This is a genomic window from Acidobacteriota bacterium, from assembly GCA_016700075.1.
Taxonomy (GTDB): domain Bacteria; phylum Acidobacteriota; class Blastocatellia; order Pyrinomonadales; family Pyrinomonadaceae; genus OLB17.
In genome coordinates this window covers 1965824-1990158 of the sequence record CP065000.1, presented here as the reverse complement: position 1 = coordinate 1990158, position 24335 = coordinate 1965824, and the positions used below count along the sequence as shown (strand labels likewise).

Annotated in this window: 21 protein-coding genes and 5 pseudogenes; 14 read left to right on the top strand and 12 right to left on the bottom strand. The window is 52.1% G+C overall.

Annotation, left to right across the window (positions count from 1 at the left end):
- Window positions 1-7 precede the first annotated feature (7 nt).
- Window positions 8-1030 (bottom strand): phosphoribosylformylglycinamidine cyclo-ligase, encoded by a 1023-nt coding sequence (locus IPM50_08920; protein QQS31804.1) that lies wholly within the window; start codon window positions 1028-1030, stop codon window positions 8-10.
- A gap of 117 nt (window positions 1031-1147) precedes the next feature.
- On the opposite strand from IPM50_08920, the gene IPM50_08915 reads away from it, so the two are divergent.
- From IPM50_08915 to IPM50_08905, 3 genes are all read left to right on the top strand, one after another.
- The gene (locus tag IPM50_08915; GenBank protein QQS31803.1) at window positions 1148-1531 is read left to right on the top strand and encodes a hypothetical protein; all 384 of its coding nucleotides are present in this window, start codon (window positions 1148-1150) and stop codon (window positions 1529-1531) included.
- 19 nt (window positions 1532-1550) lie between these two features.
- Window positions 1551-2141, top strand: coding sequence for a nuclear transport factor 2 family protein (locus IPM50_08910; GenBank protein QQS31802.1), 591 nt, complete (start codon window positions 1551-1553; stop codon window positions 2139-2141).
- Between the two features lie 132 nt (window positions 2142-2273).
- Window positions 2274-2978: a DUF2807 domain-containing protein gene (locus tag IPM50_08905; GenBank protein QQS31801.1), complete on the top strand. Its 705-nt coding sequence runs from the start codon at window positions 2274-2276 to the stop codon at window positions 2976-2978.
- Here the strand turns inward: IPM50_08905 and IPM50_08900 are convergent, their stop codons facing one another.
- A complete protein-coding gene (locus IPM50_08900; protein QQS31800.1) occupies window positions 2979-3350 on the bottom strand; it encodes a hypothetical protein in 372 nt (123 codons plus the stop codon).
- A gap of 490 nt (window positions 3351-3840) precedes the next feature.
- On the opposite strand from IPM50_08900, the gene dnaA reads away from it, so the two are divergent.
- Complete coding sequence (dnaA, locus tag IPM50_08895; GenBank protein QQS31799.1) at window positions 3841-5256, top strand: chromosomal replication initiator protein DnaA; 1416 nt, start codon at window positions 3841-3843, stop codon at window positions 5254-5256.
- A gap of 347 nt (window positions 5257-5603) precedes the next feature.
- Entirely contained in the window at window positions 5604-6797 is a 1194-nt protein-coding gene (gene dnaN, locus IPM50_08890; protein QQS31798.1) for a DNA polymerase III subunit beta, read from the top strand.
- Between the two features lie 24 nt (window positions 6798-6821).
- On the opposite strand, the gene IPM50_08885 is transcribed toward dnaN, so the two are convergent.
- Genes IPM50_08885 through IPM50_08875 form a run of 3 tightly spaced genes read right to left on the bottom strand, consistent with a single transcriptional unit; the run spans window position 6822 to window position 8997 of the window.
- Window positions 6822-8243, bottom strand: a complete 1422-nt coding sequence (locus tag IPM50_08885) for an MATE family efflux transporter (GenBank protein QQS31797.1) — start codon at window positions 8241-8243, stop codon at window positions 6822-6824.
- Window positions 8243-8602 (bottom strand): DUF1428 domain-containing protein, encoded by a 360-nt coding sequence (locus tag IPM50_08880; GenBank protein QQS31796.1) that lies wholly within the window; start codon window positions 8600-8602, stop codon window positions 8243-8245. The genes IPM50_08885 and IPM50_08880 overlap by 1 nt, the downstream gene beginning before the upstream one ends.
- The gene (locus tag IPM50_08875; GenBank protein ID QQS31795.1) at window positions 8602-8997 is read right to left on the bottom strand and encodes a DoxX family protein; all 396 of its coding nucleotides are present in this window, start codon (window positions 8995-8997) and stop codon (window positions 8602-8604) included. The genes IPM50_08880 and IPM50_08875 overlap by 1 nt, the downstream gene beginning before the upstream one ends.
- A gap of 119 nt (window positions 8998-9116) precedes the next feature.
- On the opposite strand from IPM50_08875, the gene IPM50_08870 reads away from it, so the two are divergent.
- From IPM50_08870 to IPM50_08840, 7 genes are all read left to right on the top strand, one after another.
- Entirely contained in the window at window positions 9117-9839 is a 723-nt protein-coding gene (locus IPM50_08870) for a hypothetical protein (protein QQS31794.1), read from the top strand.
- A gap of 538 nt (window positions 9840-10377) precedes the next feature.
- Window positions 10378-11319 (top strand): S1/P1 nuclease, encoded by a 942-nt coding sequence (locus IPM50_08865; protein ID QQS31793.1) that lies wholly within the window; start codon window positions 10378-10380, stop codon window positions 11317-11319.
- 2 nt (window positions 11320-11321) lie between these two features.
- Window positions 11322-12461 (top strand): M20 family metallopeptidase, encoded by a 1140-nt coding sequence (locus IPM50_08860; protein ID QQS31792.1) that lies wholly within the window; start codon window positions 11322-11324, stop codon window positions 12459-12461.
- A gap of 9 nt (window positions 12462-12470) precedes the next feature.
- Window positions 12471-13595, top strand: coding sequence for a DNA-protecting protein DprA (dprA, locus tag IPM50_08855; GenBank protein QQS31791.1), 1125 nt, complete (start codon window positions 12471-12473; stop codon window positions 13593-13595).
- A gap of 127 nt (window positions 13596-13722) precedes the next feature.
- Window positions 13723-16245: a type I DNA topoisomerase gene (gene topA, locus IPM50_08850; protein ID QQS31790.1), complete on the top strand. Its 2523-nt coding sequence runs from the start codon at window positions 13723-13725 to the stop codon at window positions 16243-16245.
- An 8-nt stretch (window positions 16246-16253) separates the two neighbouring features.
- Window positions 16254-16835, top strand: a complete 582-nt coding sequence (locus tag IPM50_08845) for a hypothetical protein (GenBank protein QQS31789.1) — start codon at window positions 16254-16256, stop codon at window positions 16833-16835.
- A gap of 13 nt (window positions 16836-16848) precedes the next feature.
- Window positions 16849-17613, top strand: a complete 765-nt coding sequence (locus tag IPM50_08840) for a hypothetical protein (protein ID QQS31788.1) — start codon at window positions 16849-16851, stop codon at window positions 17611-17613.
- On the opposite strand, the gene IPM50_08835 is transcribed toward IPM50_08840, so the two are convergent.
- Window positions 17607-18083, bottom strand: a complete 477-nt coding sequence (locus IPM50_08835; GenBank protein QQS31787.1) for a GNAT family N-acetyltransferase — start codon at window positions 18081-18083, stop codon at window positions 17607-17609. The genes IPM50_08840 and IPM50_08835 overlap by 7 nt on opposite strands.
- A 100-nt stretch (window positions 18084-18183) precedes the next feature.
- On the opposite strand from IPM50_08835, the gene IPM50_08830 reads away from it, so the two are divergent.
- Together IPM50_08830 and IPM50_08825 are read left to right on the top strand one after the other, a co-directional pair.
- Window positions 18184-19590, top strand: coding sequence for a DUF839 domain-containing protein (locus IPM50_08830; GenBank protein ID QQS31786.1), 1407 nt, complete (start codon window positions 18184-18186; stop codon window positions 19588-19590).
- Between the two features lie 97 nt (window positions 19591-19687).
- Window positions 19688-20491 carry a CbbQ/NirQ/NorQ/GpvN family protein gene (locus IPM50_08825; GenBank protein ID QQS31785.1) on the top strand — a complete coding sequence of 268 codons (804 nt, stop codon included), beginning with the start codon at window positions 19688-19690 and terminating at the stop codon, window positions 20489-20491.
- A gap of 713 nt (window positions 20492-21204) precedes the next feature.
- Here the strand turns inward: IPM50_08825 and IPM50_08820 are convergent.
- The 6 genes and pseudogenes from IPM50_08820 to IPM50_08795 all read right to left on the bottom strand — a co-directional run bounded on the left by IPM50_08820 (window position 21205) and on the right by IPM50_08795 (window position 24169).
- A pseudogene (locus IPM50_08820) lies at window positions 21205-21597 on the bottom strand (thrombospondin type 3 repeat-containing protein).
- A 3-nt stretch (window positions 21598-21600) separates the two neighbouring features.
- Window positions 21601-21729: pseudogene (locus IPM50_08815) on the bottom strand (PD40 domain-containing protein).
- Window positions 21730-22026: pseudogene (locus IPM50_08810) on the bottom strand (PD40 domain-containing protein).
- A gap of 3 nt (window positions 22027-22029) precedes the next feature.
- Window positions 22030-22296: pseudogene (locus tag IPM50_08805) on the bottom strand (PD40 domain-containing protein).
- Window positions 22297-22350: 54 nt separating this feature from the next.
- Window positions 22351-22797 (bottom strand): annotated as a pseudogene (locus IPM50_08800) (thrombospondin type 3 repeat-containing protein).
- A gap of 1165 nt (window positions 22798-23962) precedes the next feature.
- On the bottom strand, window positions 23963-24169 hold the full coding sequence (locus tag IPM50_08795) for a hypothetical protein (GenBank protein ID QQS31784.1): 207 nt from the start codon (window positions 24167-24169) through the stop codon (window positions 23963-23965).
- Between the last annotated feature and the right edge of the window lie 166 nt (window positions 24170-24335).

Here is a 24335-nt window from a genome sequence, read left to right as displayed (position 1 = left end):
GGCGTATCTATATGATCTCGACCGACCCTGAGCCAGCGACGACGCGTCCGATCTCGACGCAGTTTTCGATCTTCGCGGCGATGTTGTCCTTTTCATCTTCTGAACAGACAACGACCATCCCGATGCCCATATTGAACGTACGGAACATCTCTTCGTCGGCGACGTTGCCGAGCCGCTGCATCATTCCGAAGATGGGCGGTTCTGTCCATGATCCGCGTTTTATCTCAACTGAGACGCCTTCAGGCAGGATGCGTGGGATGTTCTCGAGAAATCCGCCGCCGGTGATGTGGGCGAGGCCGTTGATCTTGCCGGATGCCAAGATCGGGCCGATCTGCGGCAGGAAGGAAGAATGCGTGGCGAGCAGTGCTTCGCCGACCGTTGTGCCGATTTCGTCAATATGCGAGTCGACCGTGTAACCGCCGACCTCGAAAAAGAGTTTGCGGGCGAGCGAGTAGCCATTTGTTTGCAGGCCTGTTGACGGAATTCCGAGCACGATATCGCCCGGCCGGATGATTTTGCCGTCGATAACATTTTTCTTATCAACAACGCCGACGATAAAACCGGCAAGGTCGTACTCGCCGGGCGGATAAAAATCCGGCATCTCGGCTGTTTCGCCGCCGAGCAGGACGCAAGCGTTCTCGCGGCACGCCCGTGCCATGCCTTCGACCACCGCGGCAGTTACGTCGGGTTCCAGCTTGCCGGTAGCGAAATAATCCAGGAAAAACAGCGGTCTTGCCCCCTGCACGAGAATGTCGTTGACGCAGTGATTCACCAGGTCCGCACCGACGGTGTTGTGAATGCCGGTCTCGAAAGCAAGCTTCAGTTTCGTCCCGACGCCGTCCGCCGACGCCACAAGGATCGGCTCCGCCATGTCGGGAAACATCGCAGAAAACATCCCGCCAAAGCTGCCTATTTCCGTGAGCGTGCGTTCATTGAACGTCGATTTGGCGTATTCGCGTATCTTTGCAACCGCAATATTCGCATTGTCTATTGAAACGCCCGCGTCGGCATATGAGATGGATGCTGTCATAAAGCGATAATTATATTCCGTTGGCTGACGCGATGCGAATACGCTGACCGAGCAAACGTGTGGTATTTTTTACTAAACATTGCGAACCTGTTTGGCATTGCTTTCAAATAAAAATTTATGAGCTTCACACTGATCGATTCCGGTTCTGAGGGTTACGAGTTTTCAACAAGCGTCTGGCATTGGAAAGCCGCTGTCGAAATAATAAAGAGCCTTGACGCACTCAGCGAAGGAACGGTCCGCCAGATGGGATATAACGCCATGGGCATCAAGATCGATCAGGAAGAAGCAAAGAAGATAGCCGACGGTATCCGAAGCGAGATACTGCCGAAACTGAAACCGAACAAGCGAATGTTCGCGGATCTCAGCATCACGGACGAGCCCGACGACGGCACCATCTATCGCGACGAGGACGAGCAGTGGAAGAACTATAGCGTGACGCACGATTGGCTGGCCGAACTCGCAGATTTTTGCGAACGGTCCAAAGGATTTCAGATATTTTGATCATCATCGGAGGCAGGAAATGAAGAAATTTGGGTTGAGTATTGCGATTTCTGTTTTTGCGGCATTGTCGCTGAACGCTCAGACAGCACCGGACGCCGCTGAGCTGACGCGTTTGTTGAACGATTTCCTTGCCGGTGCGGGTCGCAACGATGCATCTATTCACGAACGTTTTTGGGCCGATGATCTGATCTACACGCGTTCGGCAGGAGTTCGAATAAACAAGAACGAGTTGATGCGCGGTGTCCTGGAAACGCCGGCTGCAAAACCCGGCGATCCGGTAACGGTCTATACTGCTGAAGAGATCCGCATACAGCAGTACGGCAATGCCGCGGTCGTCGCTTTTCGGTTGATCGGCACGACGACGCGTTCCGACGGCACCAAGACCGTAACGCGTAATCTGAACACAGGAACATTCATCAAACGGGACGGCCGTTGGCAGGCTGTGGCGTGGCAATCGACCGTGATCCCTGAAAGTCCTACAGCGCCAAAGGCCCCGGCCACTAATTCGTCATCTGATGGCAGAAAGTATATTCTCGGACCTCGCGGCGGCTGCCACTACATCACCGACAGCGGCCGCAAGGTCTATGTAGATAAATCACACTGCAATTGATGCAAGGCATTATAGTGTCCGCTTTCGATCAAAATTAAATCAGAGTCCGTCGTAATTTCAATGCCGTTCTTATTCTGAACAAATCTCCGCGCCGCATCGTTAGCATTTTTGGTATCGAAAGACGGAGTCGTTATGAAAAAGTTCGGTTTTCTTATATTCATCGTCGCCTTGGTGATCGGTTTGATCTTCGCCAATGTCTCCGCCATCAAACGCATGTCGAAAGATGGCATTGACCTCTCCTTTGACTTCGGAGGAAAGACAGGTTCCGGTAATGTTGCGATAGAGCAAAGAAACATTGAAGAATTCACCGGCGTAGATTCGTCGGGTATCTTCAAGGTCGAGATAGTGCTCAAGCGGGATCGCGGGATCGAGGTCGAAGCAGACGACAACCTTTTGCCGTTCATCAAGACGAAAGTACGCCGAGGCGTATTGCGGCTCGAGACTGACGGAAAACTGAGGTCATCGAATCCTATCCGCGTACGTATATTTACGAACACGATTGAAAAAGTATCCGGGTCAGGCATCACGGAGATTTCCGTTTCGGAACTCGATTCACAGGAATTCACCGTTGATACCTCTGGAGCTTCTAAGGTGACGATCGCCGGCAAGACCGCCTCTTTTACCGTTGACAGCAGCGGAGCTTCAAAAATAGACGCTACTGGCCTGCTTGCAGAAAATGCCGCCGCAGACCTGAGTGGAGCAAGCGAGCTGAAGGTTCAAGTGACCGGAACTTTGAACGCCAAGGTCTCGGGAGCGGCAAAAGTGTATTACGTAGGTTCTCCGACCGAGGTAATAAAGAAAACAAGCGGAGCAGGAAAGGTCTCGCCGTTGGAGTGATCACGTTTCAACGGCTTGGGTCTTTATCCCTGAAATGCGGGATGTTCTGTCAATACCCGCAATCACTATATCGATCCTGATCTTCCCGAACCGATAAACTTTCAGATCAGTTAGCAGTTCTTCCATCAAAGCGTGAAGTTTGCGAAAGCGCAACGCGCTCTTTTTCTCTCTCTCGCCGAACCACTCTTTTTCTACTGTCAAGCGATCAAAAAACTCCTCTGCAGAGAGCTCCTCTACCGGTTCCCGAAATTCGACGTTTGCTGCCGATGCGGATGCCTCAGGCGATATCTCTTCCGCACGCGGGCCCCTAAATGGTATGATGAGGGCATCCGTCTCGCTGATGAAAACGAGTCCTTCGCAGGCCTCTTTCAATGAAACCGGCTCCTTGTCCCGATCTTTTTTCCGGGATGGTGTTTTTTTTGAAAAATTTTTGCTGTTTTTCGTCATTTTTCTGACCAAAACTGCGTCGAAATTTTAGTCTAACACATTCACGATTTGGCTCGAATTGTTGTCAAAAAAGGTAGTTAAATTCATGTTAAACACTCCGAAAAAAAGCTGTGGATATTCGTTTGCAAGACTCCGGTTTTCGTGTTAGCCTTTATTCCGTTTCCCGAGAATGGGCGGTTGTAAGTTGTTGAAATAAAAGGGCTTAATGCTCTGTCTTAGGTTTTAAGCAGTTTCCGCCGCTGGCTGTGGAAAACCCTGTGAATAAGACGAAATGGCGGCGCAGCCTCAAGGCCATTAAGTCGCTGATTCTCAAGCCGATTCTCGAAATATTGAGCGGACCCGATTCCGCTTAAACACTAGCCCGATAAGGCGAACTGTTTCGCCCGGAAAATTTTAGAATATTGGTGATCCTATTTTGATCCATACTGCTCAAAAATCTACGATCTGGGACAAGACACTTCAGACACTAAAGGCATCTGTCGGCGAGGAGGTCTATTCGAATTGGTTCGCCCGTATCCGAATGGAATCCTTTGACGAGGAGAACGGAACTGCCACTCTTGCAGCCGATCCGGTCATAACGGACTGGATAACGAGTTACTACAAAGACCTATTGGAAAATACACTGTCCGATCTGCACGGATCGGAGGTGTCGCTCATTTGGGAAACTGCCGGAGAGACCCAGATCGACCTTGACTTCGGTGCAACGGTCGATACTGACGAGCCGGAAATTCTCTTTCGGCCAAAAGGAACTCCCGTCTCTGTTGTGAGCGACGGGGCCCTATCGCATTTTATCGAGATCGAGGCGGTCGAGGATTCACTCAACCCAAAATACTCTTTCGACAAGTTCGTTGTCGGTTCGAGCAATCAGTTCGCACACGCTGCGGCTCTCGCCGTGGCAGCAAAACCGGGAACGGCATACAATCCGCTTTTCGTCTATGGCGGATCGGGGCTCGGAAAAACTCATCTGATGCATGCGATCGGTCACAGCATCAAACAGAACTTTCCGTTCTTGAAGGTAGCGTATATAACGTCAGAGCTCTTCATGAATGAACTCATAAACGCGATCAGATTCAACAAGACGCCGGCGTTTCGCGACAAGTATCGTTCCGTTGACGTATTGCTGATGGACGATGTCCAGTTCTTTGCGGGGAAAGAGCGAACGCAGGAAGAGTTTTTTCATACATTCAACGCTCTCCACAACGCTCAAAAGCAGATCGTAGTGACATGCGACACTGCCCCCGGCGAGATCCCGTCTCTCGAAGAGCGTATGCACTCGAGATTTCAGTGGGGTCTGATAGCCGACCTGTCGCCGCCGGACCTTGAGACCAAGGTCGCTATTCTGCGCAGAAAGGCGGAAATGGACGGCATAAAACTTGACGACGACATCGCGATGTACATAGCAGGCCGCGTAAAGAGCAACGTCAGAGAACTCGAGGGTTCACTTGTACGCCTGATCGCCATTGCCTCACTGAAAGGCGTACCGATCAGCAAAGCTCTTGCTCGCGAGTCTATGAAAAATATTCTCGAAAGCGAGCGGGTTGCAGGCGTAACAATTGACAGGATAACCAGAACGGTCGCGTCGCATTACGATATGTCTGTCGATGAACTGCTCTCAAAGAGCAACGCCAGGGCCATTGCAATGCCGCGGCAGATCGCTATGTATATGTGCAAACGGCTGACCCAGCACAGCTTTCCCGAGATCGGAAAGGCCTTCGGCGGCAAGCATCATACGACGGTAATGCACTCGGTGGACAAGATAGATTCGCTGGCACGCGAGGATCGGAATTTCCACAGGGAACTAACTGAGCTAATCGATAGTATTTGCAATTAGTTAACGGGAATTCGCCAATTTGACCGCTGCGGAAAAATCCACAACGCTCAATACGTCGATAATCTTCTAAGTTGTTTGTTTTTAGTTATTTGAGATGAAATTTTCCACATTTCCACTTGTCAGGACCGTTCCCGTCTGTGGAAGTCTGTGGAATACTGAAAGCGGGAAAGCGTTTTTCACAGAAAAACTCTTATCCACAAGTTTTCCACAAGCAACTGTGGAAAGAAAAGTGCTTGAAATCATTGAGGTTTTGCCGTTTTCCTCGGTTTCCACAGCACCTAATACTGTATCTGTTTTATAATTAGGTCTTAGAACAGTTACTGTAGAAAAAGCGAATGAGGTAAGCCATGGAATTTAAGATCGAACAAAGTGTTCTCAAGGAAGAACTCAGCTACATTCAGGGCGTCGTCGACCGAAGGGCGACCATACCTGTGCTTTCAAATATTCTGATCGAGTCGCTCGGTGAGAAAGAAATACGCATCGTCGGAACCGACCTGGACTGCACCATTCGCTGCGATGCCGAAGCGGAGATCATTCAGCCGGGCGCCGTTTGTCTGCCTGCGAGGAAGATATTTGACATCGCACGGGCGATGGATTCAGGTGTGCTGCATTTTAAACGCGAAGACAACGATTGGGTCACGCTGAAAGCCGGGCGGGGCAGCTTTAAACTCGCCGGCGTTGGCAAGGATCAGTATCCCGAGATACCTCAGTTCAAGAGCACGCCGATGAAACTGCCGGCGGAGATATTTGCCTATTTCATCAGGAATACTCAGTTCGCGATCACGACCGAGGTTTCGCGGTTCACGCTGTCAGGGGCAAAATTCATGGTCGGCGATGGAGCGGCCAGAATGGTAACTACCGACGGACATCGTTTGGCGTTCGTCGAAAAGCAGCTCGATACAGGCGACTGGTCGATGGACACGCTGGTTCCCCGCAAGGCTTTACAGGAATTGCTGAAGTTAACGCGGACCGCTGACGAGATCGCTTTCGGCGAGGATATCAATCACATCTATTTTGAGACAGAGGGAAGGCTCCTTATCACACGAAAATTGACGGGGACATTTCCGAATTATGAGATGGTCATGCCCCACGACAGCGACAAGGCCGTAACGTTCGATCTGGCGGAAATGCGTTCATCCGTTTATCGGGTTTCACTCGTGGCTGATGACCGCAACAATGCTATGCGTATGAAGATCCGTGAAGGCGAGGTCGAGGTTACCGCAAGATCCGCTGAAGAAGGCGAGGGCGTCGAAACAGTGCAGGCGGATTATAAAGGTGACGAGACTGAGATCGGTTTCAACTGCAAATATCTTCTTGAATTGCTGAACAATGTCGGCTCGCTTGAGATGATAGCCGCCGAGGCACAGGACGATGACGATGCCGTAAAAGAAACTGACGGCGACAAGGTCCGTGTCCGCGAAACCGCACCTCCGATGAAATTGACGCTGGAATTCAAGGATTCAAATACACAGACGCAGTTCCGCATAGCCGGCGAAACCAATTTCGACTACAGATACGTTGTCATGCCTCTTCGCATCTGAGAAAAAACACTCAGTGCAACAAGCTCAAGCGGCGGTCTTATCGATCTCAATTTCGATAGACCGCCATTTTCCTTGGTGAAAACGGAGCATACTTAACACGCATCGGAATATGTGTCCGGTCAAGATGGCGAGCCAAATGTGCATCGCCTCAAGCGTTGAGAACATGCTGATGACCGAACATATACCCAACGGCACAGCGACCTGCGAGATCAGAGAAATATAAAGAGGGCTTTTCGTATCGCCGGTTCCCTGAAGGCCGCCGGTATAGGTCAACGCTGTTGCAATGAAAAGGCCGGAAACGCTCAAGACCCGAAGCAGCTGCGTGCCAATTTCCAAAACTGCGGGTTCCTGCATACCAAAGAGGCCGAGCAATTCCCGCGGAAAGAGAAAGAAGAAGATCCCGATAAATGCAGCGACAGCAAGGCCGAATTTTGCCGCAGTGTGTACGCCCGCCATCGCCCTTTCGGGCTTTCCGGCGCCGAGATTCTGCCCGGCGACGGCTGCCGCCGCTCCCATCAGTCCGACCGAGGTCCATGTGATCAATGAGAAAAGCTGGGTGTATGAGACCGCAAATGCGGCCTGTGCAGCGGCGCTCTCGGCGAGCGAGCCTATGAATGCGAGTATCAGCACGCCGCCGACATTCATTGCGACGCCTTGAAATCCGGTCGGCAGGCCAAAACGGAAGATATTGCGGATTATCTTCAGGTCGGGCTTATAACTCATTCCTTTTGGAAATCGAACTACCCATCCGCCGAAAAAGAGCCTCCACATCGCGTATGACCCGACAATGAACGTAGCGACCGATGTCCCGATCGCTGCACCCGCGGTGCCAAATGACGGTATCGGTCCGAGTCCGCGTATGAAGACAATATTCAGGACTAGATTGAGTATCGTCATCACAACGCCAAGGATCATCGGCGTCTTGGCGTCGCCCGCGGAGCGGAGTGCTCCGCTGAGCATGAAATAGATCAGCAGTCCGAGACTAAAAATGAAAGTTATCCTGAGGTACGGAAGTGCTTCTGCTTTGACGCCAGCCTCTGCATTGACCAGATCCAGCAGGAACGGCGATGCGAAATATCCTATCGGAGCCAATACGCCGACGGACAACAATATCGCGGTCAGGAACGCCTGATATACGGTCCGATCGACCTTTAATTCATCGCCGGCGCCCGTATAGCGAGCTACCAGCACACTCATTCCGCTGAAAAGCGACGAGATAAAAACGATGACGACAAGGAATATCTGCCAGCTCACGCCGATGGCAGCATTTGCTTTGAAACCGATGACGTTTCCTACAACGATGTGGTCTACCAGGCCCTGCAGACCGGCGATGACATTTGTGAGCATGGTCGGCCATGCGATCTTCCAGACGGATCGGCCCAGCGGCCCCTCGACGATGGTTCTGTCGAATCTGGAATTACCGTTGCTTGGATCTTTTTCTGCCATTAAAGGTCGACCAGTATTTTGAATCCGCCGTAAACCATACGCTTGCAGTCGAACGGCAGTTCACCCGGCATCGAGGCTTCCATTTCGGGGTCGTTGTAGAGCTTTTTCATCACCTTGTTACGGTGTGCCTCGCTTTTGAATTCGACAGCAGCATAAACAAGTGTCTCGCCCGGTTTGAGCTTTATCTGCTTTGGAAATGGAACGCAGAATTCGTTTGTCAAATCCGACGCGACATATTCCCGGTAGCGAATAGCCCCGTTCTTCATGAAGACCTTTCCTGCTTTTGAGGCGATCTTCTTGTATTCAGCGATATTTTCTTCCTTGATCGGAAGAAGGTAAACATCGACGTATTTTGACATCACCAACTCCTTTTGAATGGTATTAGTTCTCGTAGACGCTCGTTTCGTAGGTAAAGCCCTCCCCAGAACGCCATGCCGATAAGAACCTGGATGATGAACAGATCACCGACGCGATAATGCGTGGCGATGGCTCCGCCCATATAACCTGTCAACAATATAGCCCCGACGACCGAGGTGCGTGGTATCCAGTAGATCGCGACGCAGAGCAGTTCGACAACTCCAAGGGCATACATTTGGTCCGCTCGATAACCCATTAAGGCCAGGCCTTCTTCAAAGCCGGTGGGCTGAACGAATTTCATCACGCCGCTCAATGTCAGCATCAGAGAGGGAATTATGCTAAGAGCCAGTCCTCCCCATTTGGCTCCCGCAGAGATATTTGTTGCTTCGCTTTCCATTGGGTTTCTCCTTTCAGGTTTGGCGTTAATTCAAACATATTTGCTGCAGTGATAACAAACGCCTCTGCCAAAACGGGATTTATTTGCATTAATTGCACATCTGCTCTATAAAACGAGTTATGAAAAGATGCCCTTCCTGCGGTGCCGACTACGCCGATCCTAACCTAAACTTTTGTCTGAACGACGGAACGTTGTTGGAGAACGCCGGAATATCATCGGCTTCTGATTCGGAGGAAACGGTTGTTATGTTTCAACCGGACACGTCGTCCACACCTCCGCGTCCCACACAGTTTCAAACGCCGTCGATCGCTCCGCCGCCACAGAAAAAAGGAGGTTCCGGAGTGGTAAAACTGTTGATAGGGCTGGTCGTCGCAGGGTTTCTTTTCCTGGTCGTTGCCGGTGTCGGGGTCGCAGCCTTCTTTTATTTTTACGCCGGATCAATGACCGTGAAAGAAGAGCCTAGGCCGCATCCACCATCCTCGCCGCCGGCCGCAAAAAAGGACCCCAACAAACAACTTCAGGACGAGATCGCTAATCTTCAAAAGCAGATCGAAGAACAAAAGACCGGACCCGACGAATACAACGTAGATCTGCCCATAGACCTTTTGGATCCGCGGCCCGCGACCGTCAATTCACCCAATGACGGCTTTCTCGCACTGCGTTCGCTGCCAAATTCCGATATCGGCCAAAGGATCGCGAAAATTCCTCACGGCGAGACCATCACTATCGGAATGTGCATTGACACCGGAAAGGCAGGCGGCAAGAAAGGCAATTGGTGTATGGCACGATATGGCGACAAGACCGGTTGGGTCTTTGACGCATATTTGATCATTCAGGAATAAAAAGAGAAAAGGGTGCGACTCGTTTTTGAAAAGCCGCACCCGGTAGGTCTATTTGGTAGGTATAATTGAGGGTATTTATGAATACGTTCAGTTTAGGTCGAACGGCACCTATGGGGTGAAGTAAAAGTTCCCCAATGTTTTGAAGCTTGTTGTATCAAATAACTTTCTCGCACCGCAATCTATACATACACGATACGAGCCTGTTTCATCCGAAAACGGACGGCTGAGCACCCTGTGCCAGCAACCGAAAAGCGTGCCTAGAATACCTATCGGCCTTCCGGGCGAACTGCTATTTCTACCAGTTATACGCTTACTTGTCAAACTTTGTTGCAAAACTTTTTGAACTGCTTTCATTTCTGTTTCCCCCCTGTCTTTCGGGCCTCTCCAACCTAGGAACGAGAAACGGGGAAAGTCTTGCACGGTTTAAGATGTTCGAGGTACAAAAAAAGTTTGCTTACCGCACTTTTTAACAGACCTCTTTGCCTCTGTTGGTGTTTTCGCTAATATCAATTAAAAGGATTCAAACGGACAAAGATTTATGAAGAGAGCAATTTTGTTGGTGTTGCTGCTTTTGGCGGGCACAGTAGGAACATTTGCGTGGGACGACGTCGGCCACAAGATCACGGGATATGTTGCGTGGCAGCGGATGTCGCCAAAGGCAAGAGAGAACGTCATCCGCATACTGCGGGCGGCACCGGAAGATTCGCATCTGTCGGTCTATTACCAGCTATATGGTGCCCGCACCGATGCCGACAAGCAGCTTGATTATTTCATGCTTGTGCCAACTTGGGCAGATATTGTCCGCGACCGTTCGTTTCCGGTGCGTTTTGAGAAATATCACAAGGGTGAATGGCACTATACGTCTGTTTTTTGGCGAAAAGTAAACGAGAAGATCGAGCTGATAGCCGACAAGAGACCCGACGGGCTGGCGATCGACAAATTGGGCGAATTTGAAAAAGCAATGCGCGACACAACCGTCAGCGACCGCGAAAAGTCGATCGCCCTGGCGTGGTTCCTGCACATCGGCGGCGACATACACCAACCGCTGCACACGTCGAGCCGAGTAACGGAACGCGAGCCGAACGGAGATCTCGGAGCGAACACGTTTCTCATATCACCGGAAGGCACACCTCGTGCGGACCAGCAGAATCTGCATTGGTTTTGGGATTCCATTGTTCCGCGCAACATCCCTTTCAATTTCGGGCTTTGCGAAGGCGATTACGTCCGCCATGTCGCGAATGCTATGATCTCGCGTTATCCCTTTGAATCGATGAAAGCGGGCCTCGCTCTTTCCGACTACGCCAAATGGAAGGACGAGAGCTTGGTACTTGCACAAACAGAGGTTTTTCGTTCGGATCTGGTGCGTTTCCAATTCCCGAGCGACGATTATCGCAGAAATGCTATGAGCGTTTCTGAACGCCGATTGGTCCAGGCAGGCTATCGTATGGGCGACACGCTGGAAGCGATATTCGGGAAATAAGCATGACGCCGGCTGAATTGCAGAACAGATACGTACAGCGTTTGCCTCAGATCATCGACGAGATACGCGAGATCGTCGATATCGAATCACCTTCATTTGACGAAGCAGCAAGCAGCCGCGTAGCGGACTGGCTGGAGGAAAAGGCAAATGGAATATCGCCGGAATTTACTGTCGATCGTCACGCCGCCGAAGGCGTCGGCGAACACGTGATCATTCGGGCGTTTGCGGGCGGAGGAAAAGCGAACCTTGTTCTTGGCCACACGGACACCGTGCATCCCGCAGGCACGCACGAGAAAAATCCGACGCGTATCGAGGACGGGAAATTTTACGGTTGCGGGATCTTCGACATGAAGGCGAACATCGTATTGATGTTCGAGGCGTTGCGGTATTTCGTCGAGAGCGGCCGACGGCCGATGCGGCCGGTAAACATACTGCTAGCCGCCGACGAAGAGGTCGGCAGCAAGACAGGACGGCCGCTGGTCGAAAGTGAGGCGGCAAAAGCGGAGAACTGTTTTGTTTTTGAACCTTCGGCCGCGGGCAAAGTAAAAACCGGCCGCAAGGGAACGGGCACCTTTACCGTTTCGGCACACGGTGCTCCATCGCACGCCGGGCTCGATCCTGAAAAAGGTGCGAACGCCGTTACGGAACTCGCTCGGCAGTTGGAAAAGATCCATGCCGTTGCACGAAAAGATGCCGGCACGACCGTCAACGTGACGACGTTCCACGGCGGAGCCGTAACTAACGTCATTCCCGACCTCGCAATGTGCGAGATCGACGTGCGGTTTTCGAGGATAGCCGAAGGTGAGCGTGTCATGGAGGAGCTCAAGCGGCTGACGCCCATTGACGACCGCGTGCGGCTGGAATTCGTTGGCGACATCAACCGTCCGCCGCTCGAGAGGACTGAAGCCGTAGCCGCTCTTTTCGAGAAAGCGAAATCGATTGCCGCCGAATTTGATTACGCGTTAGAAGAAACGCAGGTCGGAGGCGCCTCGGACGGTAATTTCGTCGCCGCTATGGGCGTGCCCGTGCTCGACGGGCTCGGCATCGCGGGCGACGGTGCCCACACGCTTCACGAACACATCCTTGTTGACGACATCGCTGATCGGGCCATGCTGGTGACGATGCTGCTGTCGCGAATTTGAAACCCTATCATGCTCTCCTGGATCGCATTGAATATGACACCCGGCGTCGGGCCTCTCGCGGCGAAGCGGCTGCTTGAGGCGTTCGGTTCGGCGGACGCTGTTTTCAATGCGCGGCGAAATGAGCTTGAGCGTGCGGGACTGCGGGGCGAATCTGTCGATTCGATACTCGAGCGTGACCGTCACTCGGCAGCCGAGACGGAATTGGATCGGGTAAAACAGCTCGGCGGCGATATTCTTCTGCTCGATGACGGCAGTTATCCGGCCTACCTCCGAGAGATCGCCGATCCGCCGATGGTGCTTTACGTGAAAGGCAACTGGCAGGAATGTTTCGATCAGCCGGGAATTGCGGTGATAGGTTCGCGCCGTTGTTCGACGTATGGCGAGAATGCGGCCGAAATGTTATCGCGGGATCTAGCCGAACACGGCATCTGCATAATTTCAGGTCTCGCCCGCGGCATTGACGCCGCCGCCCACAAGGGTGCTTTGTCGGCCGGCGGACGGACGATCGCCGTCATCGGCACAGGGATCGACAACGTATATCCACGCGAAAATACCGGACTGACGCGAGAGATCCTTGATAACGGCGGTTGTCTTGTTTCGCAGTTTCCATTGGGGACGCCGCCGCTGCCGGAACATTTCCCGTTTCGCAACCGCATCATCAGCGGGTCGAGCATGGGCGTGCTGGTCGTCGAGGCATCGGAACGCAGCGGTTCGTTGATAACCGCAAGGCTCGCTGCGGAACAGGGCCGCGAAGTGATGGCCGTGCCGGGCAACATAACATCCGGCAATTCGTACGGGACGAATTACCTTATTAAGAGCGGTGCGAAACTTGTGCAGCAGTGGCAGGACGTCGTCGCTGAGATGCCGCCTGATATCGCTGCGGGCATATTGCCGCCGCCAACTGACAAAAAGAATGAAGCGGCAGAAGATCAGCCGCAGCTTGCACCCGCAGGTTTATCAGAGAAAGAGTTGAAGGTTTGGAATACGCTGACCGCCGATGACGAAACGCATATCGACCAGCTCTTGGCAAAAACCGGAATGGGTTTCGGTGACCTGAACAGTGCGTTGGTGAGTTTGGATATCAAGGATCTCATACGCGTGCTGCCCGGAAAAAATTACGCTCGCCGGATCTGATCTTTTCCCGCTCGGCAGGTGAAATTTCGCATCACATAAAACACGTTGAGATTGACAGAGGCTCTCTCGAGGTGCTAGAAGTCAGATTCGTCAATGCGCCGCCTCGGCACGCTGACCGTTTATCAAGATGGGTAAAAACCTGGTTATAGTTGAGTCGCCTGCCAAGGCAAAGACCATAAATAAGTATCTCGGTGCCGATTACAAAGTAATGGCATCGATCGGGCATATCAAGGACCTTCCGATGAAGGACCTCGGTGTGGATATCGATAATAAATTCGAACCGCACTACGAGGTCATTCCGGATACTCGAAAACGCAATAATAAAAAGATCGTCTCGGACCTTAAGAAAGCCGCAAAAGAGAGCGAATCCATATACCTTGCTGCCGACCCCGACCGCGAAGGCGAGGCGATCTGTCAGCATTTGGCCGAAGAGATCGTACCGAAAAAAGGCACCCAAAAGGTATTTCGCGTGATGTTCAACGAGATCACCAAGAACGCGATAAATGATGCCTTTAAGGAACCTAAACAGGTCGATAAGAATCTTGTTTTTGCTCAGCAGGCACGTAGGATACTTGACCGGTTGGTTGGCTACAAGGTTTCGCCGATCCTGTGGAAGACCATCGGAGGCAGGCTTTCTGCGGGACGCGTGCAGACGGTTGCCGTCAGACTGGTGGTAGAACGTGAACGCGAGATAGAAGCATTCAAAAAGACAGAATATTGGTCAATTGTCGCGAATCTAACGGCTGTGTTACCGCCGAATTTTGACGCTAAACTGGCCCGTGTCGGTGATCTCACGGTCAAAGGCGGCAAGTTCGATGAAGCTGTTAAAGACAACGAGATACATATAAAGACGCAGGCGGACGCCGACGCGATCGTAACAGAGGCAGAAAAGGAACAATTTATCGTTTCTTCGCTGACCACAAAGGAACGCAAGCGCAATCCGACGCCGCCTTTCATTACGTCGAAACTTCAGCAGGACGCCGCTCGGAAACTCGGGTTTTCCGTGAAACGGACAATGACCGTTGCTCAGAGGCTCTATGAGGGTATCGAACTGGGAACTGAAGGGGCGGTAGGACTGATCACCTATATGCGAACGGATTCGACGCGGGTTTCCGACGCGGCCCTGATCGATGTCCGCGGTTTCGTTGAGAACAATTACGGCGAAAGCTATCTTCCGGCCAAGCCGAATATTTACCGGTCCAAAAAGGACGCTCAGGACGCACACGAGGCTATCAGGCCGACGGATGTTACGCGGACTCCCGAGAGCCTGTCGGACATACTCGGGCCTGACGAATTGAAGCTCTACCGGCTGATCTGGCAGCGTTTCGTCGCATCGCAAATGTCCCCCGCCGTTTTCGATCAGACCACTATCGAGATCGAGGCCGGACGATTTATGTTCAGAGCATCGGGATCTGTGCTGAAATTTGACGGCTTCCTGCGCGTCTATCAGGAAGGCCGCGACGAAAAACCGGCGGACGAAGATGACGACGAGGGCCGCGATCTGCCGCTTGTGAAAGAGGGCGAAACACTTCGCCTGAACAGCATCACGCCGAATCAGCACTTCACCGAACCGCCGCCGCGTTATACGGAAGCGACGCTGGTAAAGGCTCTGGAAGAAAAAGGCATCGGCCGCCCATCGACGTATGCGGCGATCATGACGACCATTCAAGATCGTGAATACGTCGAGAAGGTCGAAGCCAAATTTCATCCGACGCCGCTCGGCACCACCGTCAACGACCTTTTGATCGCAAGTTTTGACGATATCTTCAATACGGCCTACACGGCGCGTATGGAAGAAGAGTTGGACGAGATCGAGGAAGGCAAGCTGGATTGGCGGGACGCTCTCGCGGAATTTTACGAAAAGTTTGCCAAGGATCTTGAAAACGCTGCCGAGTCAATAAAGAACATCAAGAAGACCGCCATACCTACCGACGAGATTTGCGAGAAATGCGGTGCAGGCATGGTCATAAAGTTCGGAAGATTCGGGCAATTCCTGGCATGTGCGACCTATCCGGAATGTAAGAATACGCGCGAGGTCGCGGCGAAGCGCTCCGTGGACGAAAATGGCAGCGAGGCTTCTGAGGGATCCGAAGAAAGCAAGGTCGAGCCTTGTGAGCTCTGCGGAAAGGAAATGGTGCTGAAAAAAGGCCGGTTCGGGTCTTTTTACGGTTGTACCGGATATCCGGAGTGCAAGAACATTCGCAAACTGGCGAAAGGTGATCAAAAACCCGCTCCGCCGCCCGAGCCGCTGAACGAACAATGTCCGGTCGATGGTGCGAATCTGGTGCGGCGTTTCGGAAGATTCGGTGAGTTCATTTCGTGTTCGAATTATCCGAAGTGCGACTACATCAAACGCGAGACCGTAGGCGTCAAGTGTCAAAAGGACGGCGGCGAGATAGTCGTAAAGAAATCGCGCCGCGGCAAAGTTTTCTACGGCTGCGGGAACTATCCGAAATGCGACGCCGTATTTTGGGATAAGCCGGTCGCGGAATCGTGCCCGCAATGCAGCGCGCCGTTCCTTTTGGAAAAGACGACCAAAAAAGAAGGTACCATCCGCTATTGCCAAAACGAGGAGTGTGATTATAAAATTACGGGGCTGGAAACACCAAATAAAGAAACACCCGCATCGGAGATAGCCGAAAAGGCCTGACGTGTCCAATGAAGGAAAAAGTGAAATTCCTCCAAGCCTTTCTTAAAAACCCGCTAAAGGTCGGCGCCATAATGCCGAGCTCGCCGGATCTCGCAGCTCAGATGCTCGCGGGAATCGTCCCTGACGATCATCACATCGTTTTGGAATTAGGTGTAGGTACTGGTGCGATCACTAAATTCCTGCGGGATATGATACCGAGCAAGGATTCTTATCTGGGCCTGGAACTTGATGCGAATTTGGTCAAAGAACTAAACAAGACCTTTCCCGACATGCATATCGTCCAGGGCAACGCCGCAGAAGCATACAAGATCCACGCGGAATCGGGCCTGGGCAAGGTTCGTTATCTGGTCTGCTGCCTGCCGTTCGTCTCATTGCCGAAAGAGGTTAGCGAGAGCGTGCTGGTCGAGATCGAGAAGTTCATGGATGAAGGCTGCGAACTCCGCATCTTCCAATACGCTCACGGTTACTTTTTGCCGCCTGCCGTCCGGCTTCGCGATATGCTGAAGAAACGGTACGGCAGCGAACACCGCAGCCCACTCGTGATGAACAACGTCCCGCCCGCCTATACGCTCACTTGGTCAACTCTTTAGAGATACTAATTTCATGGTGCTGCTGCAACATCTTTCGGGCGCAATAAAAGCGGGAGACTGTATCGCGAACGGCTGGAATCTCGTAACGCAGAATCTCGGCATCTATCTTGTAACCTCTCTCTTAGCTATCCTGATAATGGTGTGCGTCCCTTGCGTCAACGTCCTGCTGGTCGGGCCGATAATGGGCGGCATTTATTTTATGATGCTGCGGTCAATGCGCGGCGAGCCTGTCGATTTCGGGATGATGTTCAAGGGATTCGAGCATTTCCTGCCGCTGATGGTCGTGGGGTTTGTGGTTTCTATTCCCGACATCGGATTTCAGGGGGTTCAGTTCATTGTCGATATTAATGATCTGATCCGCGGCGGCGGCTTTCCTACTGCTGATCCTACGTTCTTTCAGGGAGATGCGTCAGTTTATCGAGACCTTACTCAATTGTGGCTTCTGGCCGGAGTTGCGTTCGCGTTTGGGCTTTTTGGTTTTATCTGGAAAATATTGCTGTTTTTCGCGGTGCCGCTTGCCATGGAATACAAACTTGGCCCGCTCGACGCGATGAAACTCAGCGTCTCGGCAGCGATGTCCAATCTGGGCGGCCTGATCCTGCTGACAATACTTGAGGTGATTGTCGCCATCATCGGGGTGCTCGCACTTTGCATCGGTATATTTCTAGCAATACCCGTTATCTGGGCCGCGAATGCTTTTGCATACAGGCAGGTCTTTCCTCATTCGGGGGATATTTCAGTAGGACAAACGATCAACAGCCAATTTGGTGCCTATTGATCAAAGAGTTTTAGTTCCATGAACAGGGTTCCGGAGTTTGGATTGTCATAATAACGCTCGATCTCCTCAAAGCCGTGCGATCTGTAGAGGTCCACGGCATTTTTCATTTTCGGCGGATATGTGTCGAGCCGCATTGCTGAATAGCCCGCCGATTTTGCCTCCGCGATGATGCGCGAGATCAGCGTTTCACCAATTTTTTGACCGCGAAAAATCTCGCGAACATAGAGCCGCTTCATTTCGCAGATACGGGCGCCGAGGTTTCGCATCGCAACAACGCCTGCTATTTCACCGTTGGTTTCCGCGATAAGAAGACGGCCTTCGGGCTGTGCGTATTTACCCGGAAGCTCGGCAAGTTCCTGTTCAAATCCCTGAAAACAAAGGTCAAAACCGAGCCATTTCTCATATTCGCGAAAGATCTTTCTGACCTCGTCGATGTCCGTATCTGATTCCGCCTGTCTGATCGTGAACATATTTCCGCCGTCTTAAATCCATCTTACATCGGTTTTGAAATATTGAAACCTGCTGCCGCAATCGGTAATCTATGAGAATACGGCGCGTAAAGAATACATGATGAACAGACGCAGATTTTTGTACGATCTCTCGATGTTTTCGGGTGGTTTGGCGCTCGCCGGAAGCGGGTTGATGCGGCGCGTGGCGGCGTTTGAGCAAGACGGCGACCTGAGCAAATTTCGCGCCTTCGGCTACGGAGAACTCGTACCGACAGCATCTAAAAACACCGGCGAGACCATCCTATCGCTGCCGAAAGGCTTTGAATACAACGTCCTGGGACGCATGAAAGAAAAGATGTCCGACGGCCGTCCGACGCCTTTGCTGCACGACGGCCAGTGGGCGTTTCGCGTCGGCCGCGAACTCCGGATCGTGCGAAATCACGAAGTTACGAACGGCCACATTCCGCGTGAAGGTGCCGGCATCGGATCAAAGAATCATTACGACGAAGGAGCTGGCGGCGGCACGACGACACTCGTGATCGATCCAAAGACCAATATCGTAATTCGCGATTTTGTCAGCCTGTCGGGAACATCGACCAACTGCGCCGGCGGCCCGACGCCGTGGGGAAGCTGGATCACCTGCGAGGAAACCACGCTCGGTGCGGCCATACGCACGACCGCCCGCGGACAAAAACGCGGCGGCTTTGCGAAACCGCACGGCTATTGTTTCGAAGTTCCTGCGGCAGCTAACGGCGAGGTCGTTCCGGTTCCGTTAAAAGCGATGGGGCGTTTCGAACATGAAGCGGTCGCCGTTGACCGCAAGACCGGTATCGTTTATCAAACAGAAGATTACGCGACATCGGGGCTTTACCGATATTTGCCGAATAAGAAAGGAAAACTCGCGGAAGGCGGCAAGCTGCAGATGCTCGCGGTCAAGGGCAAGCCGCAGTTTGACACACGCACGGGACAGAGCGTCGGCAAACGGCTTGAGACATATTGGGTAAATATCGACAAGCCTGATCCCGAAGAGGCCGACCTTGAGCCGAACGTTGTCCACAAAGAAGGCTTCGACAAAGGCGGCTGTACCTTTGCACGGCTGGAAGGCTGCGATATCGACGCACGCGGCATTGTCTATTTCACCGCGACCAGCGGCGGCGATAAAAAAGGCGGCCAAATATGGTCGTATCAGCCGACGGGCCGCGACACCGGCGTTCTGGCGCTTGTATTCGAATCGCCGGACCAGAAAGTACTCCATATGCCGGACAACATCTGCCTGATGCCGAAAAGCCGCCGTATAATGATCTGCGAGGACAGCGATTATGCCGGCCAGCAATCGATAAATTACCTTCGCATTCTTACAGAGGATGGCAAGGTGGCAGACTTTGCTCAGAATATAAGCAAGGAATTTCCACGCAGCGAATTCTGCGGCTCGGTCTTCTCGCCCGACGGCAGGACAATGTTCGTCAACGTCCAGCTCGCCGGCGTCACTCTCGCCATAACCGGCGACTGGTCGAAGTTCCGAGCCTGACCACAATCGACAGATGAATGCAGATACACACGGATATTTTTTCTATCCGTGTTTATTTGTGTGCATCTGTGGTTATATCTTTCTATAATTTTCTCGTATGGAAACTGCGGTCGAGCAATACAGAGTTGCGACGGAACCTTTTTATCTGCCGATCGGGAAAGAGGTCGAGCTTTTTGAGGCAGCGTACGCGGCGAAACTGCCTGCATTGCTGAAAGGCCCGACGGGCTGCGGAAAGACGCGTTTTGTCGAGTACATGGCGCACCGTTTGGGGCGGCCGCTGATTACCGTCGCATGTCACGAAGATCTTTCAGCAACGGATCTGGTGGGACGGTTTTTGCTTGAGGGCAACGACACCGTCTGGCACGACGGGCCGCTGACAGCTGCCGTGCGTGCCGGTGCGATCTGCTATCTCGATGAGGTCGTAGAGGCACGAAAAGATACTGTCGTTATCATCCATCCGCTGACCGACGATCGCCGGCGACTGCCGATAGAAAAACGCGGCACAATTATCGAAGCACCGCCGGAATTCATGCTCGTGGTTTCGTACAATCCCGGCTATCAGTCCATCCTAAAAGACCTGAAACAGTCAACGCGGCAGCGTTTTGTCGCGATGGAATTCGATTACCCCGAGCCCGAGGCAGAAACCAAGATCGTCGCGAAAGAAGGCGGCATCGACGAAGCAATGGCAGCAGACCTCGTAAAAATAGGCCAAAAGGTCCGCAACCTCCGCGGTCACGGCCTCGAAGAAGGCGTCTCGACCCGCCTACTCATCTACGCCGCCCAGATGATCGCCAAAGGCATCTCGCCCATCGACGCCGCTGAAGTCGCCATCGTCTCGCCCATCACCGACGACCGCGACCTGCAGCGCTCGATCCGCGAGATCGTAACGACGATCATATAGGAGCTGCTCTGTACCTATCTGCGATGACTGTCCATGTGAGCCCGCAGCTATTCGATCGCGATGAAATCCACGTCCGTAAGTTCATCGAACACCGAGATCATTCGTGACGGTTGGGCGAATCGATAGCGTCGGTCGTTGACGGAGATCACGTAGTTCCTGCCGGTTTCGACATTATCGAAGGTGTAATATCCGAACGACCCGGTCACGGTCCGGCGTTTGTTGCCTTCAGGGTCAGCTAATGTGACGGAGACACCCCGTATCGCAGATCCGGATATCGTTGTAATTCGTCCGCTTACTGAGACGCCTGCCGAAGTCGGGATCAGCGTTGAAGCAAGCAGGAACGGTGAGAGCGAATTCACTACACCGCATACGAATCGGGTTCCGAATTTATCAGTAAAACGATGGGTTGTTCGGTCAACGTAAACACCGTCTTCGCCGTGCAAGAGCCGTAACGCGACATAGATCGGGTCGCTCACTGTCGGAGGTACCGCAAAACAAACTGTGACCGGCGGAGTGTATTCGGCGGTGGTCGTAATGTCATATGCCGGACAGTCCGGGCAAAGCGTAAACCCTGTCGGCAGTGTTTCGCCCGAACCGTCGATCGTTACAAACGAGGTAATACCGCCTTTTGTGACGTTGGAAAATGTGACGATGGCGTCGCTCGTAGCGACGAATGAATCCTCGCCCTCAAAAGTGTAGATATCGAACGAAGGGTCGCAGGCATCGCCAATGCCATCAAAATCAGAGTCCTGCTGATCAGGATTTGCGATAAGTGGGCAATTGTCGCATGCATCACCGACACCGTCCGCGTCGGTATCGAGCTGGTCGGGATTTGCGACAAACATGCAATTGTCGCAATCGTTTCCGAAACCGTCGCTATCGGAGTCGAGCTGATCGGGGTTTGGGATATCGATACAATTGTCGCACGCGTCACCGGCGCCGTCTTTGTCTGAATCGAGTTGGTCGGGATTTGCGACGAACGGGCAATTATCGCAGGCGTTGCCGAGACCATCGCCATCAGAATCCAATTGCGGCGCCATCGACGGCTGTGAATTCGTGCCGGTCGTATCGGTCAACTGAACAAGGCCTGTCCCGTCGATATTCATCTGATAAAGCTCGAGATCGCCGCCGTAGTTAGCCGTAAACACGATGCTTCGACCGTCGGCGCTAAACGCAGGATTTGATTCAGTCGCGGTCGAGTTTGTTATCCGGGTCTGTTCCGATCCATTGGCATTCATTATGTAGATCTCGCCATTTTGGCCAAGCCCATCGCGGTCAGATATGAAGACTATCTTGCCCCCATCGCGACTATACTTTGCCTGATGATCTTGCCCATCTGCATTTGTCAGACGAATCTCGTCCGAACCGTCAGGAGCGACGGTGTATATATCCCATGAGCCCGCGCCGATCACGCCACGTTGGCTATCAAACATTATTCTTGAACCGTTGTGGTTATAAACGGGGTTAAAGGCAATGCCGCTAAAACTATTCTCGTTCTCGGTGATCTTGAGTTGGTTGGTGCCGTCGGCATTCATCGTATAAATGTTGTTCGTGCCGTCGTCCCATGAAGCTCTAAAGGTGATCTTTGTTCCGTCCGGGCTGAACGATGGGGTGTGTGCACCTCCGACGCGATTTGTCAGCCGAGTTGCTCCGCCCAGGCCGCTCGCATTGATCGAATATATTTCGTATCGGCTGTTTAACCTGTTCGAAGAAAATACGATCTTGCTGCCGGTGCGATCGTAACTGGGGTTCTGGCTGACGGATGCGCTGACAAATCTTATCAGACCCGTTCCGTCCGTGTTCATCGTGTAGATCTCGCTTCTGCCCAAGATCCGGCCCGATGCAAAAGCCACGCGGTAGGGGTTGTACGTCAAGCGACAATTATCAAATTCATCTTCGACACCGTCGTTGTCATTATCAGGGTCACAGGCGTCGCCAATGCCGTCGCCATCTATATCGGCCTGATCCGGATTGTAAACAAGCGGGCAGTTATCATCCTCGTCCAGTATGCCGTCGTTATCGTCGTCCGGGTCACACGCGTCACCCAAACCGTCGCCGTCCGTATCGATCTGATCCGGGTTTTCGACAAGTCGGCAGTTATCACACGAGTCGCCAACACCGTCGCCGTCCCAGTCGGCAAACACTACGCCTTCGAAATGATCAACTGCTAATGGACTGTGAAAATTACTTATATTAGTAAGTCCCGATCCATCAATAGCGATTCTGTACACCTGAGATCTTTGACTCCCCGGCTCAACATCCCTGGTTGAGTTGAAGAAGATCTTAGTTCCATCCAGGCTGAACAGTGGACTATACGAAAAAAACCCCGGTTCTTCGTCAACTAGTGTACGGAAATTTGTACCGTCGATGTTTATCAGGTGTATATCTCTTTCGCTAAAGCCGCCTTTAATAGCGTAAGGCCCTCCGGAAACAACTATTGTATTGCCATCAGGGCTGAATCGCGGAAAAAGGAGCAACCGTCCGGGAGCATCGTGAAGAGTTGTTCGTCCGGTGCCGTCCGGATTCATGATCTCAAGCGTCGACTCCGTGTCATACTGGTCACTGTTAACAAATACCAACTTTGAGCCATTGTGGTTGAAAGCTAGAAATTCGTTGCCTCGATGCAACAAATTCTGGGTCAATTGGGTCACCCCCGTTCCGCTAGGATTCATTGAGAAGATCTCAGTACTAAGGTAAATATTATCTAGCCAGATCGAGCGCACAAAATATATTCTGTTTCCGCTAGGGGAAAAAATGGGGTTACGTTGCGGAGCATCGGACGCGATCTGTGTCAGTTCACTACCGTCAGTGTTGATAGTCCAGAAGCCCTTATCATATAGAGTTGTCGAACTTTCTCTGGCAAAAAGGACCTTGCTGCCGTCCGGGCTGAAAGACGCATCGCTATCTCTGCCAACATTTGTTAGTTGGCGCAGGTTCGATCCGTCCGAATTCACAAGATATAGATCTCCATAGCCGGACCCATCATATTGCCTTTTGAATAATACTGTTCGTCCGTCGGGACTGAAGTCTTCAAAAAACGCAAACATCCCTTCTGGAAGGAGGCCAACTTTACCCGTACCATCTGGATTCATCCTTACGAGATCCCTGTCTAGATAATCACGCCCGCTTCCGAAGAATATTGTGGAACACTGAGAGCCGGATGGGCCGTTTCCGATCGCTACCGCCCGATCGGCCGATACTTGCTTCACAGAGGTGAATAACAAAACCCCAAGGACCAATGTAATGACCGCTGCTGTTCCCATAGTGCCGTACTTTCTATATTTCATGGTTCTTTTCCTCACTAAATACTCTATTCTCTGATCTCACGCTCTGAATCGCTGAACATAAGGACGTGAGCATCAACCTCAAGAACGGATCAACATGCCGTCTCAGCGTTGATCTAACAATGACCGAACTTGGGGCGTAGGCAACGACACTTTTTAGAAGCTGTCCTGCCGCGGCACATCGCCATTATTCAATGGCGATAGTATCCACGGCAGTTATTTCATCCAACGCCGAGATAGCGCTTGACGGTTCGGCGAAACTTTTCTGAGGGGCGTGTTCCTGCCCTTCGTTTTGTCCAACTACCGTATCGACCGAGCATTGCCGGCTTCGGATGACGGTCGTTGTTTCGGTTTCGATCACGATTCGAAGTTGCCTTTTTGAAATGCTCTTCATTGTTTCTTCAATCCGAAAAAATCTTGATTAGAATTCGACAAATCTGATATCTTTTTAGTGATAACGCTTAAAAGAAAGCCCACGGTTGCCAGTAATGGGATTATTCGACGCAGTGGCGCTAAATGTCCTTAACGGCAGCCTAAAAGTTCCTAATTGTCTGTATGGA